This window comes from Actinomadura montaniterrae, from assembly GCF_008923365.1.
Lineage (GTDB): Bacteria > Actinomycetota > Actinomycetes > Streptosporangiales > Streptosporangiaceae > Spirillospora > Spirillospora montaniterrae.
This window is the reverse complement of sequence record NZ_WBMR01000235.1, coordinates 1-14,168: the sequence shown is the minus strand read 5'-3', so window position 1 is coordinate 14,168 and position 14,168 is coordinate 1. Positions and strand designations below refer to the sequence as shown.

The following is a 14,168-nucleotide window of genomic DNA, read 5'->3' as shown; positions in this document are numbered from 1 at the left end:
GGGCGGGGCAGGCGGAGCCTGCCCCCATCACCTGCCCAGGGGCCGCAGAGGCTCCAAAGTCAAGGGTGGACGAAGTCCATCGCGAAGCGACGCCGAAGGCGCCCTTGACTTTGGAGGGGCGGCCCCGTACGCAAGCGCCACCCCACCACCCGAACACCCCTCTTACCGATCACCTGAAGAGCCATTCGCCTCGCAGTTGGCTCCCACTCTCACCCATCCCCGGATTTGATGACTCAACTTTCTGATCGAGCGTCGCTGACAGGTGAACTCTGCGTCTTCTATATGAAGGAGAACTTCACTTTTCGGGTACAGGTAGCGAACCAGTGGCGCAGATTACCGATCAGGTCGCAGTTCGACTCGGCCGACAGCGGCGGTGCGCCGCACAGATCTGACTGCCGTCCTGCAAGGCCACGAAAAAGACCACGCTCGATCACTACCGCGTCGGCAGCGGCGCCGTCCCGTCGACGAGGAGGTCGGCGCGGGCGCGGGTGCGGTCCTCGGCGAAGAACGCGGCCTCCCGCGCGGACCACCGGTCCCAGGCGTCCGCGTACTCGAGCCCGTCGCGGTCGATGGCGCGGGCCCGCCGCAGCTCGAGCGGCGCGTCGATCCAGATCCGGTATGCGGCGGGCGACCCCGCCCATGCCGACCCGACGCCTTCGACGATGAGGACGGGCGGCGGCGGGATCTCCTCCGGCGGCCCGTACCGATCCCGATGCCAGTCGTAGCGGCGCAGCACCGCGGGCCGCCCGGCGCACAGCGGGTCGAGGACGGCGCGCCGGAGCGGCTCCCACCAGGTCAGCGGGTCGGCGTCCCACGGCACGCGAAAGTCGTCCGACCGGACCACCGGCGCTCCCACCAGCACGGCCGCGAGATGGTCGGCGAAGGTGGACTTGCCCGCGCCGCTCGGCCCGTCGATCGCGACCAGCCGCGCGGGCCCGCAGGACGCGGGCAGCGCGAGGAGCCGCGCGGCGAGCGCGGGGTAGGTCCGGGACGGCGGCGGCACGGACGGCATACTTCCAGGTGCCGGCCCCCCGAAGGAGGACGCCCCTTGCCCGGACCGCTCGAAGGCGTGGTGATCGTCGACCTCAGCCGTGTGGTCGCCGGACCGCAGGCCACGATGGCGCTCGCCGATCTCGGCGCGCGGGTGATCAAGGTGGAGCAGCCCGGGACGGGCGACGAGACGCGCGGCTGGGGGCCGCCGTTCGCGGGCGAGGACCAGGTCAGCACCTACTACCTGTCGATCAACCGGAACAAGGAGTCGATCACCCTCGATCTGAAGTCGGACGAGGGGAAGGACACCCTAGCGAGGCTGGTGCGGCACGCGGACGTGCTGGTCGAGAACTTCCGCACCGGGGTCCTGGACCGGCTCGGCTTCCCGGTCGGGCGGCTGCACGAGCTGAACCCGCGGCTGATCGTGCTGTCGATCACGGGGTTCGGGCACGACGGCCCGGAGGGCGGCCGTCCCGGCTACGACGCGATCATGCAGGGCGAGGCCGGGATCATGAGCGTCACCGGCCCGCCGGGGACGCCGAGCAAGGTGGGGCTGTCGATCGCGGACATCCTCGCGGCGGGCAACGCCACGTCCGGCGTGCTGGCGGCGCTGTACGAGCGGACGCGGACGGGCCGCGGCTCGGTGGTGCGGACGTCGCTGCTGGCGTCGGTGGTCGGCGCGCACATGTACCAGGGGACGCGGTGGACGGTCGCGGGAGAGGTGCCCGAGTCGGTCGGCAACGACCATCCGACGATCGCGCCGTACGGGACGTTCCGCTGCAAGGACGGCCAGATCCAGATCGGCGTCGCGAACCAGAACCTCTGGCGGAGGTTCGCGCCGCTCGTGAGCCTGGACGCCGACGATCCCCGCTATGCGACGATCCCGAAGAGGTCCGCGAACCGGGCGGAACTGACGGCCGACATCGAACGCGCCCTGGCGGGGGACACTCGGGAGGCGTGGCTGGAGCGGCTGAACGGGGCGGGTGTGCCGGCGGGGTCGATCCGGTCGATCGACGAGGTGTACACCTGGGAGCAGACCCGCTCGCAGGGCCTGGTGATCGAGGTGGAGCATCCGACGCTGGGCCGGATCGAGCTGCCGGGCCCGCCGCTGCGGTTCGACGGCGCCGAGCCGCGCGCGCACACCGCGCCGCCGCTGCTCGGCGAGCACACCGGCAAGGTGCTCGCCTGGCTGGACGAACAGGACGCGCAAGACGGGCCGGCGGCGCAAGACGAGCCGACGGCGCAAGACGAGCCGACCGGGCAAGACGGGCCGACCGGGCAAGACGCGCAGGACGTGCAAGACGGAAGAGACGGCGAGGAGCAGGGGAGAGGCCAGTGAGGGATCTGCTCGGCGAGACCGGCGGAGCGGTGCGGATCGCGGGCCGGGAGCTGCCGCGCGAGGAGCTGCTCGGCCGGGCGTCGGCCGTCGCGGCGGAGATCGCCGGTGCGGGCGCCGTCGCGGTGCACGCCACGGCGAGCGCGGAGACGGCGGTCGCGGTCGTCGGCGGCCTCATGGCGGGGGTGCCGGTGGTGCCGCTGCCGCCGGACTCGGGTCCGGACGAGCGCGCCCACATCCTCAAGGACTCCGGCGCGGCCCTGCTGCTGGCGGCCCGCGGCACGGACGCCGGCGACGGAACCCCGCCGCTCGTCCCGATCGACGACCTCCCCGCGCCCGCGTCGACGCCCACACCCGCATCGACGCCCGCGTCGGCATCGACGCCCGCGCCCGCAGCCGCCGGCGCGGCGGGGCCCGCCTCCGACGCGACCGCGCTGATCCTCTACACGAGCGGCACGACCGGCGCGCCGAAGGGCGTGATGATCTCCCGGGCGGCGATCGCGGCGGCCCTCGACTCGCTGGCGGAGGCGTGGGCGTGGACGCCGGACGACGTGCTGGTGCACGGGCTGCCGCTGTTCCACGTGCACGGCCTGGTCCTCGGCGTGCTCGGGCCGCTGCGGGTCGGGTCCCGCCTCGTCCACACGGGACGTCCCAAGCCGGAGGCGTACGCGGCGGCGGCGGTCGAGGACGGCGGGAGCCTGTTCTTCGGCGTCCCGACGGTGTGGTCCCGGCTGGCGGCCGACCCGGCGTCCGCGGAGGCGATGCGTTCGGCGCGGCTGCTGGTGTCCGGCAGCGCGCCGCTCCCGGTGCCCGCCTTCGAGCGGCTGGAGGCGCTCACCGGCCACCGCCCGGTCGAGCGCTACGGCATGACCGAAACCCTGATCACCGTCAGCGCGCGCGCGGACGGCGAACGCCGCCCCGGCTACGTCGGACTCCCGCTGCCCGGTATCGAGACGAGGCTCGCGGCCGAGAACGGCGACCCCGTCCCGCACGATGGGGAAACGCCGGGCGAGCTGCACGTCCGCGCGCGGCACCCGTTCAAGGGATACCTGAACCGCCCGGAGGCGACCGCGAAGTCGTTCACGCCGGACGGCTGGTTCCGCACGGGCGACATCGCGACGATCGGCCCGGACGGCTGGCACCGCATCGTCGGCCGCGCGTCCACGGACCTGATCAAGAGCGGCGGCTACCGGATCGGCGCGGGCGAGGTCGAGAACGCGCTGCTCGCGCACCCGGCGGTGCGGGAGGCGGCCGTCGCCGGCACGCCGCATGACGATCTCGGCGAGCAGGTCACGGCGTACATCGTCGCGGACGGGGTGACGGAGCGGCAGCTCATCGACTTCGTCGCCGGGCGCCTGTCGGTGCACAAGCGGCCCCGCGTCGTCCACCTGGTCGACGCGCTGCCGCGCAACGCGATGGGAAAGGTCGTGAAGACCCGCCTCGGCGAGCTCACCCCCTGACCGCCGGCCACAGCCGCCGGACGGAGCATTTCGGGCTGACCAGTAAGGTCATGCCCTGTGTCAAGCTCAGCGTCCCCGGGGCCCGGTCCCTCCGAGTCCCGAGGCTCCGGCCCGTCCGCGCCCCACGGTTCCGCGTCGCCTGGTTCCGGTGCGTCCGCGGCCGCGCATTCGCTCGATCCCGTCCCGCCGCACGCCCGCGAGTCGACCCCGGGGCACCAGTTCTGGATCTGGTCCGGCGCGAACATCGCGCCGATCAACTGGGTGCTCGGCGCCCTCGGCATCAAGCTCGGGCTGAGCCTCGCCGACACGATCGGGGTCCTGGTCGCCGGGAACCTCGTCGGGATGGCGGTGTTCGGGCTGTTCGTGCTGATGGGGCAGCGGACGGGCGTCACCCAGATGGTGCTGGCCCGGTCGGCGTTCGGGCGGCGCGGCGCGTACCTGCCGGCGGCGCTGCAGGGCGTGATGTCGGCGGGCTGGTGCGCGGTCAACACCTGGATCGTGCTGGACCTGGTGATGGCGCTGCTCGGCCAGGTCGGCGTGCACGGCGGCACCGCGATGAAGATCGTCGTGGTCCTGGTGATCATGGGGCTGCAGGTGTGGATCGCCGCGTCCGGCTTCCACGCGATCGCCGCATTCGAAAAGTGGACCGTTCCCGTCACGCTGGCCGTGCTCGCCGCGATGACCGTCGTCGCGTGGACGAAGACCGGCGTGCACTGGGACCACCACGGGCAGGGCCTCGCCGGCAAGGACCGCCTCTCCGCCATGACGACCGTGATGACGGCGATCGGGGTCGGCTGGGGCATCACCTGGTTCGCCTACGCCTCCGACTACTCGCGGTTCGTGCCGCGCGACGTGCCGCGCCGCCGGCTGTACGCGGCGAGCGTCCTCGGCCAGTTCGTGCCGGTCGTGTGGCTCGGCGTGCTCGGCGCGTCGCTGGCGACGGTGAGCGCGACCACCGACCCCGGCAAGCTGATCGTGGACGCGTTCGGCGCGCTCGCGATCCCGGTGCTGCTGTTGGTCGTGCACGGGCCGATCGCCACGAACATCCTGAACGTCTACAGCTGCTCGCTGTGCGCGCAGACCGCCGACTGGCACGTGTCCCGCAAGGCGATCTCGTACGGCGTCGGCGTGTTCGCCGCCGCGTTCACGATCCTGCTGATCTTCCAGGAGGACTTCGCGAACACCCTGGACGCGTGGCTGGGCGGCCTCGTCACGTGGGTGGTGCCGTGGGCGGCGGTGATGGCCGTGCACTTCTACGTCGTCCGCCGCCAGAACGTCGACATCGACGCGCTCTACGACCCGCCCGGACGGTCCCGCCTGAGCGACTTCCGCTGGGACGCGCTGGTCTCGTTCATCCTGGGCGCCGCCGCGACGTGGTCGTTCCAGTACGGCGTCCCGAAGGCACTGCAAGGACCGGCGGCGCGCGCGCTGGGCGGCATCGACCTGTCCTGGTTGGCCGGGGCCCTCGTCGCCGGGATCCTGTACTTCGTCCTGTCGTCCCGGCGCAGCGGCCGGCCAAGGGTAGGGAGCCCCGCATGAAGCTCGTGACCAACGCCCGCCTGGCCGGACGGGACGGCCTCCACGACATCGAGATCGACGGCGACCGCTTCGGACGCATCACTCCCGCCGGTAAGCAAGCGGCCGGAGAGCGCACGGCCGGAGAGCGCTCCGCCGGTGAGCGCACGACCGGTGAGCGCGCCGCCGACGTGCTGGCCGACGCGGCGGGCGGCCTGGTGGGCCCGCCGTTCGTGGAACCCCACGTCCACCTCGACACCACCCTCACCGCCGGGGAGCCGCGCTGGAACGCGTCCGGGTCCCTGTGGGAGGGGATCGCGGTGTGGAGCGAGCGCAAGGCGACCCTCACCCGCGAGGACGTCGTGTCCCGCGCGACCGAGGTGCTGCGCTGGTACGCGGCGAACGGCGTGCTCCACGTCCGCAGCCACGTGGACGTCACCGACCCCGGGCTCGTCGCCCTCGACGCCATGATCGAGGTCCGCGAGCGCGTCAGGGACGTCATCGGGCTCCAGCTCGTCGCGTTCCCGCAGGAGGGCGTCTGCTCGTTCGACGACGGCGCCGAGCTGCTGGAGGAGGCGGCCCGCCGCGGCGTCGACGCGGTCGGCGCGATCCCGCACTTCGAGGACACCCGCGAGGACGGCGTCCGCTCCCTGGAGATCGCCTTCGACATCGCGCAGCGGTACGGGCTGCTGCTGGACGCGCACTGCGACGAGATCGACGACGAGCAGTCCCGGTTCGTGGAGGTGCTCGCCACCCTCGCCCGGCGCGGCGGGCTCCGCGACCGCGCCACCGCGTCCCACACGACCGCGATGGGCTCCTACAACGGCGCCTACTCGTACAAGCTGCAGCGGATCCTGGCCCGCTCGGGCATCAACCTCGTCTGCAACCCGCTGGCCAACCTGTGCCTGCAGGGCCGGTTCGACGCCTACCCGAAGCGCCGCGGCCTCACCCAGGTCAAGGAGATGCTGGCCGCCGGGGTGAACGTCGCGTTCGGCCACGACGACGTCATGGACCCGTGGTTCCCGCTCGGGACGGCGTCGTCGCTGCAGGTCGCGCTGGTCGGCGTCGCCGCCGCGCAGCTCACCGGCGCCGCCGAGATCGACGAGGCGTTCGCGATGGTGACGGACCGGGCCGCGCGGGTGCTCGGCCTCGGCGACGGCTACGGGATCGCGCCGGGCCGCCCGGCGAACCTGGTCGTGCTGCCTGCGTCGTCGCCGTACGACGCGGTCCGGCGGCAGACCCGGCCGTCCCATGTGATCGCCCGCGGCCGGATCGTCGCCGAGACCCCGCCCGCGGTCACCCGGCTGACGTGGCCGGGCCGCGCCCCGGAGGACGTCGACTTCGTCCGCGCCCGCGACCGCGACGAGAGCGGCCGCCGGGGGAGCGTCCACTAGGGGAGGGGAGCTAGGGGAGCAGGGCCGGGAGCAGCGGCCGGACGAGGTCGGCGGCGGCGGACTCCGGCAGGTCGGGCGCGTCCGGCGGCGCGGCGAAGTAGTGCAGGAAGCCCTGCTGGAAGCAGCCGCCCATCAGCAGCGCGGCGGCCGCGGCGGTGTCGGCGCCCGCCGCGACCCGGCCCAGGTCGCGCTCGGCGTCCAGGTAGCGGGCGAGCGCCCGCACCGGTTCCTGCGGGCCTGCGCCGTACTTGCGCAGCGCCTCGCGGCTCGCGGCCATCAGCTGCGGCTGCGCGGCCATCGACGCCATCATCGGGAACGCCCGCCGGTAGAAGGCGAGCCCGCCGTGCGCGACGCCGACGAGGTTGGCCTCCACGGTCGCCTCGCCCGCGACGGCCTTCGCGGTGAACGCCGGCATCCGCTCCTTGAGGACGGCGAGCATCAGCTGCTCCTTGTCGCGGAAGTGCTTGTACAGCAGCGCCTCGGAGTACCCGGCGGCCCTCGCGATCTCCTTGGTGGTGGCGCCGGCGACGCCGCGCTCCCGCATGACGTCCGCCGCCGCGTCCAGGATCCGCTCGCGCGCGCTCATCGGCCGCCCCCTTGACAGTGAGTGAATGCTTACTCAGGATAGAGGTTAGTAAATGTTCACTCACCTTCGGGGAGGAATCAAGATGAGGCTCACCGTCTTCGGCGCGACCGGCGGCATCGGCACCCGGCTGGTCCGCCTGGCGCTGGACGAGGGCCACGAGGTCACCGCCGTCGTCCGCGATCCCGGCCGGCTGCCCGCCGGCCTGCGCGACCGCGCCGACGTGGTGCGCGCCGACGTCATGGACCCCGCCGCGATCGAGGGGGCGGTGAAGGGCGCCGACGCCGTCGTCAGCGCGATGGGCCCGCGCGGTCTCGGCCCCACCACCGTCTGCGGCGACAGCTCGCGCAGCATCATCGCCGCCATGCGCGCGACCGGCGCCGGGCGGTTCCTCATGGTCAGCATGGGCGCGATCTCGTCCGAGCCGGGCGACGACCCGCTCACCCGGTACGTCGCCAAGCCGCTGATCCTCGGCCGGATCCTGCGGCACGGCATCGCCGACATGCGGGTCGCCGAGGCGCAGGTCCGCGGCTCCGGGCTCGACTGGACGATCGTCCGCCCGCCGCGGCTCACGAACAAGGAGGGCCGCGGCCGCTACCGCAAGGCCGTCGACCGCAGCGTGACCGGCGGGTACAGCATCACCCGCGACGACGTCGCGAAGGCCCTGCTCGACCTCACCGGCGACCTCGCGTCCATCGGCCACGTGATCGCCATCGCGGGCTGACGGCACCCGGGGCCGCGCGCCGCCCCGCGCTGGCCCGCGCGGTGTCCCGGCGCGGCCGCGAGCGGCATGACAGGTGTCATGCGGAACGGCTGACAGGCGCCGCCCGAACCGGTGACACGTCCTTCTACCGCCGCCCGGCGCGCCCCGCGACGCTGGGGGCATGGACGACACCCCACCCATCAGCGTCGACGGCCTCCGCCAGCGGTACGGGGACTTCGAGGCCGTCGCCGGGATCTCGTTCGAGGTCGCGCACGGCGAGCTGTTCGCGCTCCTCGGCACCAACGGCGCCGGCAAGACGACGACGCTGGAGACCCTCGAAGGGCACCGGCCCGCGGGACACGGCACCGTCCGGGTCCTCGGACGCGACCCCTACCGGGAGCGCCGGGCCGTGCGTCCGAGGATCGGCGTCATGCTCCAGGACGGCGGGTTCTTCCCCGACCTCACCGTGGCCGAGATCGTCGACCGCTTCCGCGGCTTCACCCCGGAGCCGCGGCCCCGCGACGAGGTGCTCGGCCTGGCCGGGCTCGCCGACCGGGCGGGCGTGCGGGTCCGGCAGCTGTCCGGCGGGCAGAAGCGGCGCCTGGACCTCGCGCTCGCCCTGCTCGGCCGCCCGAGCGTGCTGTTCCTGGACGAGCCGACCACCGGCATGGACCCGGAGGCCCGGCGCGCCACCTGGCGGATCGTCCGCGACCTCGTCGCCGCCGGCACCACGGTGCTGCTGACCACCCACTACCTGGAAGAGGCCGAGCACCTCGCCGACCGCCTCGCGATCATGCACCGGGGCCGGATCGAGACCGCCGGGACGGTCGCGGAGGTCGTCGCCGGGCACGGCGACCGGATCGGCTTCCAGATGCCCGAGCGGCTGCGGGTCGCCGAACTGCCCGCGCTCGGCGGCTCCCGCGCGGACATCTCCGTGGACGGCGGCCGCACCGTCGCGTCCTACACCGTCACCGAGGCAGGACTCCAGAGCGGCCTGTACGAGCTGCTGCGCTGGGCCGACGAGCACCGCGTCGAACTGCGCGGGCTCCAGGCCCGCAGCGCCTCCCTCGAAGACGTCTTCCTCCGCACGTCGTCCGGCATGGGGAGCGACGGCGCGCGGGAGACCTGGGGCGCCGGTTCCGAGGCGGCCGGCGCGCTGGAAGGAGCGTCCCGATGACGACGACCCGTCCCATCGCCGGCGGCGCCGCACTCCGCGTCGCGCGCCTCGACCTCACGCTGCTGTGGCGCAACCGGACCGCCCTGTTCACCGCCGCCGGGCTGCCGGTGCTGTTCGCCGCCCTGCTGTTCCCCGCGCACGGAAAGAAGGCCGGCGGCATGGACGCCGCGCTCCTCCAGGGCACCGGCCACCTCGGCTTCTTCCTCCTCTTCGCGGTGTTCATGAACCTGGTGAACGTCTTCACCGCCCGCCGCGAGGACCTCACGCTCAAGCGGCTGCGCGGCACCGCGCTCGCCGACGCCGACATCATCGGCGGCGGCGTCCTCGCCGCCGCGGCGATGTACGCCGTGCAGGTGCTGGCCCTGCTGGTGCTGCTCGGCGCCGCGCTCGGCGGCCGGTTCCCCGCCGACCCGCTCCTGCTGGCGGCGGGGCTCGCGGGCGGCGCCGCCGTGTTCGCGCTGCTCGCCTTCGCCGTCTCCGGCCTCACCCCGAACGCCGAGCTGGCGCAGCTCACCGTCCTGCCGATCATGTTCGCCTGCATGGCGGGCGCCGGGGTGATGTTCCCCCTGGACGGGCTGCCCGCCGCGCTGGAGGAGGCCTGCCGGTGGCTGCCGCTCAGCCCCGTCGTCGAGATCACCCGGACGGCCTACTTCGGCCGCGACTTCCACGACCACGCCGTCCACGCGCCGGTCGGGTTCGTCGGCGGCTGGGCGGCCTGCCTGCCCTCGTTCGCCGTCCTCGCGGTCTGGCTCGGCCTCGGCCGCGCCATGGCGGGACGCTGGTTCCGCTGGGAACCGAGGCGCGCCTGACCGGACGCCCCGCCGCTACAGTCGAGGAGAAGGAGGACGGAACATGACGGTCGCGACCACGGCGGACCTGGAGGCGCAGGACACCCGCAGGTTCGAACGCTACCGCCGCGTGACGCACCGCTCGTTCCTGTGCGCGGCCCTCGGGTTCATCCTCCCCGGCCTGGCCGGGACGGCCGCCGCCTACGACGACGGCCATGTCAGCCTTCCCGTCGCCGCCCTCGCCGTCGTGGGCCTCGCCCTCATGACCTGGTGCTACATGCGGCTCGTCCGGGTGGGCCTGGAGGGCGGCGCGCCCCGGCGGGACATGGTGGCGAGCGGCGCGGTGACCGCCGCGCTCAGCCTCATGCTGTTCGCCCATCCGCTGTTCAGCGTCGTCCCCGTCTTCTGGGTGTCGGCGGTGGTGCTGTCGCCGATGAGCCGCCGCCGGATCGTGGTGCTGTGCCTCGGCACCGGGGCCGTCGCGGGGATCATCGCCAGCGCCGCCTCGAAGCACCTCTACCCCGACGGCGACATGCCCTGGCTCGTCCTCGTCCCCGTCATGATCGCGCTCTACAGCGGCATGTGCGGCCTCATCGCGTTCGTCAACCGGTACCAGCGCCGCATGTGGGACCTGCACCAGGAGACGCACGCCGCGCGGGACGCGCTCGCCCGGCTCGCCGTCACCGAGGAGCGGCTGCGCTTCTCCCGCGACCTGCACGACCTGCTCGGCCACAGCCTGTCCCTGATCGCGGTGAAGAGCGAGCTGGCCATGCGGCTCGCGGACGCCGACCCCGCCCGCGCGGGCGCGGAGATGGCCGACGTGCAGCGCGCCGCCCGCGACGCGCTCCGCGAGGTGCGCGCCGCCGTGCACGGCTACCGCGCCGTCGAGCTGGACGCCGAGCTGGCCGGGGTGCGGGCCGTGCTGGAGGCCGCCGGGGTGCGCTGCGACGCCGGGAGCGTGCCGGACGGCCTGCCGCCCGAGGTCCGCTCGGTGCTCGCCTGGGTGATCCGGGAGGGCGCCACCAACGTGATCAAGCACAGCGAGGCCCGGCACTGCGCCGTCGCCCTCACCGCGTACGGCGGCTCCGTGGTGCTGGAGATGCGCAACGACGGCGTCCGCCCCGGCGACCGCGCGGAGGAGGCCGGCGGGCCGGGGACCGGTGAAGCGGGGACCGGTGGAGCGGGGACCGGTGGGGCGGGGACCGGCGGGGCGGGGACCGGCGGGGCGGGGACCGGCGGGGCGGGGCTGACCGGCCTTGCCGAGCGGGTCGCGGTGGTCGGCGGCGAGATCACCGCCGGCCGGCACGGCCGCGACGGCTTCCTGCTGCGCGCCGCCGTCCCGCTGCCCCGCGCCGAGCCGGACGGGCCGTCCGCCGGACCGTCCGCGCCGGAGACCAGCGCGACCACCGCGACCACCGCGACCACCAAGGCCACCGGCCCCGCGGAGGCCGCGCGGGCGCACGCGGGTGACGGGAGCGGCCGGTGATCCGGATCCTGCTCGCCGACGACGAGCACCTCATCCGCGGCGCGGTCGCCGCGCTCCTCGGGCTGGAGCCCGACCTGGAGGTCGTCGCCGAGGCCGGGCGGGGCGACGAGGTCGCCGCCGCCGTCGCCGCGCACGATCCCGACGTCGCCGTCCTCGACATCGACATGCCCGGCGCGGACGGCCTCACCGTCGCCGAGGAGCTCGCCGCCGCGGGCGCCCGCTGCGCGGTGTGCATCCTCACCAGCTTCGGCCGCCCCGGCTACCTGCGCCGCGCGATGGCCGCCGGGGTGCGTGGGTTCGTCGCCAAGGACGCGCCGACGCAGGAGCTGGCCGCCGCGATCCGCAAGGTCCACGGCGGCGGCCGCTACCTCGACGCCGAGCTCGCCGCGACCGCCATGGCCGCCGGCGACAACCCGCTGACCGAGCGCGAGCGCGAGATCCTCCGGCTGACCGGCGCCGGCACCGAGACGGCCCGCATCGCGACGCTGCTGCACCTGTCGGAGGGCACCGTCCGCAACTACCTCTCCACGGCGATGAGCAAGCTCGGCGAGCCGTCCCGCTTCGCCGCCGTCCGCGCCGCCCAGGAGATGGGCTGGATCTGACCCGCCCCCGTAGGCTGGTGCCGTGACTGAGCCTCTGGTGCCGCGGATGCGGGAGTTCGGCGAGACGATCTTCGCGGAGATGTCCGCACTGGCCACGGCCACCGGGTCGATCAACCTCGGGCAGGGCTTCCCGGACGAGGACGGCCCGAAGGCGATGCTGGACGTCGCGGTCGAGGCGATCCGGTCGGGCGGCAACCAGTACCCGCCGGGGCCCGGTGTGCCGGAGCTGCGCGAGGCCGTGGCGGAGCAGCGGCTGGAGCGGTACGGGCTGGCCTACGACCCGATGTCCGAGGTGTACGTGACCGTCGGTGCGACGGAGGGCATCGCCGCGTCCGTGCTGGCGCTCGCCGGGGCGGGCGACGAGGTCATCGTGTTCGAGCCGTACTACGACTCCTACGCCGCCGTGATCGCGCTGGCCGGGGCGGTGCGCAGGCCCGTCATGCTGCGTCCGGTGGAGGGCCGCTTCACGTTCGACCCCGACGAGCTGCGCGCCGCGGTCGGCCCGCGCACCAAGGCGATCCTGGTGAACTCGCCCCACAACCCGGCCGGGACGGTGTTCACCCGCGGCGAGCTGGAGGCCATCGCGGACGTGTGCCGCGAGCACGACCTGGTCGCGATCACCGACGAGGTATACGAGTACCTGACGTTCGACGGCACCGAGCACATCCCGCTCGCCACGCTCGACGGCATGCGCGAGCGGACGGTGTCGGTGTCGTCGGCGGGCAAGACGTTCTCCGCCACCGGCTGGAAGACCGGCTGGGTCACCGCGCCGGCCCGGTACGTGCGGGCCGTCCAGACCGTCAAGCAGTTCCTCACCTACGCCGTCAGCGCCCCCTACCAGCGGGCCGCCGCGTACGCGCTCGCGAACGAGACGGCGTGGGTCGCGGAGCTGCGCGCGTCGCTGCAGGCCAAGCGGGACCGGCTCGTCGCCGGGCTGGAGGCGGCCGGCTTCACCGCGTACCGGCCGCAGGGCACCTACTTCGTGCAGGCCGACATCCGGCCGCTGGGCTTCTCCGACGGGCTGGAGCTGGCGCGCGCGCTGCCCGCGAAGGCGGGCGTCGTCGCGATCCCGACGCAGGTGTTCTACGACCACGCGGAGGCCGGCGCGCACTTCGTCCGGTTCGCGTTCTGCAAGAAGGGCGAGGTCATCGACGAGGCCGTGGAACGCCTCCGCCGACTCGCCTGAATCTCTCCGGGACGGGCGGAGATTGCCGAACGGGCGGCGTTCCTTGGGCTGGTTTCGCCCATGAGCGCCGCCCGCCGCGCGGCTAGCGTTCGGGCCGTGGGCCGGAACGGGGACTCGCTCGACGGCGAGCGGATTCTGATCGCGCTGGGCGGCAACGCCATGACGGCGCCGGACGGCAGCGCGACGCCGGCCGCGCAGGCGGCGGCGATCGAGGTCGCGATGCGGCACGTCGCGGAGCTGGTGGCGGCGGGGGCGCGGGTCGCGCTGACGCACGGCAACGGCCCGCAGGTCGGCAACCTGCTGATCAAGAACCAGCTGGCGGCGGCGGTGGTGCCGCCGGTGCCGCTGGACTGGTGCGGCGCGCAGACCCAGGCCACCGTCGGCGTGATGATCATGAACGCGCTGGAGCGGGCGCTCGCCGCGCTCGGCGCGCCGCGCCCGGTGTCCACGGTGGTGACGCGGACGCTGGTGGACGCCGCCGACCCCGGGTTCGCGGACCCGGCGAAGCCGGTCGGCCGGTACTTCCCGGCGGACGAGGCGCGCCGGTTCGCCGCGCTCGGCGAGGTGTGGCGGCCGTTCGGCGACCGCGGCTGGCGGCGCGTCGTCGCGTCCCCGGAGCCGCTGGACATCCTCGACGCGGGCGCGGCGATGCTGCTGCTGGACGCGGGGCACGTGGTGGTCGCGGCGGGCGGCGGGGGAGCGCCGGTCGTCCGGGCGGGCGGGGCGCTGCGCGGCGTCGAGGCGGTCGTCGACAAGGACCTGGCGGCGCAGCTGCTGGCGTGCCGGCTCGGCGCGTCCACGCTGGTGATCGCCACGGACGTGGAGCACGCGGTGGCCGGGTTCGGCACCCCGGCGGCGCGGCCGCTGCGCCGCACCACGGCCGCCGAGCTGGCCCGGCTGGCCGCCGCCGGGCACTTCGCGGCGGGCAGCATGGGCCCGAAGGTGGAG

13 protein-coding genes are annotated in these 14,168 nt (G+C 74.3%); 11 read left to right on the top strand and 2 right to left on the bottom strand.

The genetic code is table 11. The annotated features are described in order from the left end of the window. Positions 1-433: 433 nt before the first annotated feature. Positions 434-1,012 (bottom strand): uridine kinase family protein, encoded by a 579-nt coding sequence (locus tag F9B16_RS42610; RefSeq protein ID WP_151545956.1) that lies wholly within the window; start codon positions 1,010-1,012, stop codon positions 434-436. A gap of 36 nt (positions 1,013-1,048) precedes the next feature. Here F9B16_RS42610 and F9B16_RS42605 point away from each other — a divergent pair, with 36 nt between their 5' ends. From F9B16_RS42605 to codA, 4 genes are read left to right on the top strand one after another with little or no spacing between them, the layout of a single operon-like run. Beyond that, positions 1,049-2,329: a CaiB/BaiF CoA transferase family protein gene (locus F9B16_RS42605; protein ID WP_151545955.1), complete on the top strand. Its 1,281-nt coding sequence runs from the start codon at positions 1,049-1,051 to the stop codon at positions 2,327-2,329. Beyond that, entirely contained in the window at positions 2,326-3,786 is a 1,461-nt protein-coding gene (locus F9B16_RS42600) for an acyl-CoA synthetase (RefSeq protein ID WP_151545954.1), read from the top strand. Before F9B16_RS42605 ends, F9B16_RS42600 begins: the two co-directional genes overlap by 4 nt. 57 nt (positions 3,787-3,843) lie before the next feature. Continuing rightward, the gene (locus tag F9B16_RS42595) at positions 3,844-5,325 is read left to right on the top strand and encodes a purine-cytosine permease family protein (RefSeq protein ID WP_151545953.1); all 1,482 of its coding nucleotides are present in this window, start codon (positions 3,844-3,846) and stop codon (positions 5,323-5,325) included. Beyond that, positions 5,322-6,695: a cytosine deaminase gene (gene codA, locus F9B16_RS42590; protein WP_151545952.1), complete on the top strand. Its 1,374-nt coding sequence runs from the start codon at positions 5,322-5,324 to the stop codon at positions 6,693-6,695. Before F9B16_RS42595 ends, codA begins: the two co-directional genes overlap by 4 nt. Before the next feature lie 10 nt (positions 6,696-6,705). Here codA and F9B16_RS42585 read toward each other — a convergent pair whose 3' ends face one another. After that, positions 6,706-7,281 (bottom strand): TetR/AcrR family transcriptional regulator, encoded by a 576-nt coding sequence (locus F9B16_RS42585; RefSeq protein WP_151545951.1) that lies wholly within the window; start codon positions 7,279-7,281, stop codon positions 6,706-6,708. Between the two features lie 82 nt (positions 7,282-7,363). Between F9B16_RS42585 and F9B16_RS42580 the strand changes: the two genes are divergently transcribed. The 7 genes from F9B16_RS42580 to F9B16_RS42545 form a co-directional block, all read left to right on the top strand. Further along, positions 7,364-8,002, top strand: a complete 639-nt coding sequence (locus F9B16_RS42580; protein WP_151545950.1) for an NAD(P)-dependent oxidoreductase — start codon at positions 7,364-7,366, stop codon at positions 8,000-8,002. A 160-nt stretch (positions 8,003-8,162) separates the two neighbouring features. Beyond that, positions 8,163-9,158 carry an ABC transporter ATP-binding protein gene (locus tag F9B16_RS42575; protein ID WP_151545949.1) on the top strand — a complete coding sequence of 332 codons (996 nt, stop codon included), beginning with the start codon at positions 8,163-8,165 and terminating at the stop codon, positions 9,156-9,158. Then, on the top strand, positions 9,155-9,967 hold the full coding sequence (locus tag F9B16_RS42570) for an ABC transporter permease (RefSeq protein WP_151545948.1): 813 nt from the start codon (positions 9,155-9,157) through the stop codon (positions 9,965-9,967). Before F9B16_RS42575 ends, F9B16_RS42570 begins: the two co-directional genes overlap by 4 nt. Positions 9,968-10,010: 43 nt before the next feature. Then, positions 10,011-11,432, top strand: a complete 1,422-nt coding sequence (locus F9B16_RS51685) for a sensor histidine kinase (protein ID WP_192809254.1) — start codon at positions 10,011-10,013, stop codon at positions 11,430-11,432. After that, entirely contained in the window at positions 11,429-12,034 is a 606-nt protein-coding gene (locus F9B16_RS42555) for a response regulator transcription factor (protein ID WP_151545947.1), read from the top strand. Before F9B16_RS51685 ends, F9B16_RS42555 begins: the two co-directional genes overlap by 4 nt. 46 nt (positions 12,035-12,080) lie before the next feature. Next, a complete protein-coding gene (locus F9B16_RS42550) occupies positions 12,081-13,220 on the top strand; it encodes a pyridoxal phosphate-dependent aminotransferase (RefSeq protein WP_404800568.1) in 1,140 nt (379 codons plus the stop codon). 96 nt (positions 13,221-13,316) lie between these two features. Further along, positions 13,317-14,168: amino acid kinase family protein (locus F9B16_RS42545; RefSeq protein ID WP_225992437.1), on the top strand; the 852-nt coding region annotated here is incomplete at its 3' end.

Excerpts from the sequence above, each read along its gene's own strand:
- F9B16_RS42610 (WP_151545956.1), bottom strand. The coding sequence starts at position 1,012 with ATGCCGTCCGTGCCGCCGCCGTCCCGGACCTACCCCGCGCTCGCCGCG.
- codA (WP_151545952.1), top strand. The coding sequence starts at position 5,322 with ATGAAGCTCGTGACCAACGCCCGCCTGGCCGGACGGGACGGCCTCCAC.
- F9B16_RS42585 (WP_151545951.1), bottom strand. The coding sequence starts at position 7,281 with ATGAGCGCGCGCGAGCGGATCCTGGACGCGGCGGCGGACGTCATGCGG.
- F9B16_RS42580 (WP_151545950.1), top strand. The coding sequence starts at position 7,364 with ATGAGGCTCACCGTCTTCGGCGCGACCGGCGGCATCGGCACCCGGCTG.
- F9B16_RS42575 (WP_151545949.1), top strand. The coding sequence starts at position 8,163 with ATGGACGACACCCCACCCATCAGCGTCGACGGCCTCCGCCAGCGGTAC.
- F9B16_RS42570 (WP_151545948.1), top strand. The coding sequence starts at position 9,155 with ATGACGACGACCCGTCCCATCGCCGGCGGCGCCGCACTCCGCGTCGCG.
- F9B16_RS51685 (WP_192809254.1), top strand. The coding sequence starts at position 10,011 with ATGACGGTCGCGACCACGGCGGACCTGGAGGCGCAGGACACCCGCAGG.
- F9B16_RS42550 (WP_404800568.1), top strand. The coding sequence starts at position 12,081 with ATGCGGGAGTTCGGCGAGACGATCTTCGCGGAGATGTCCGCACTGGCC.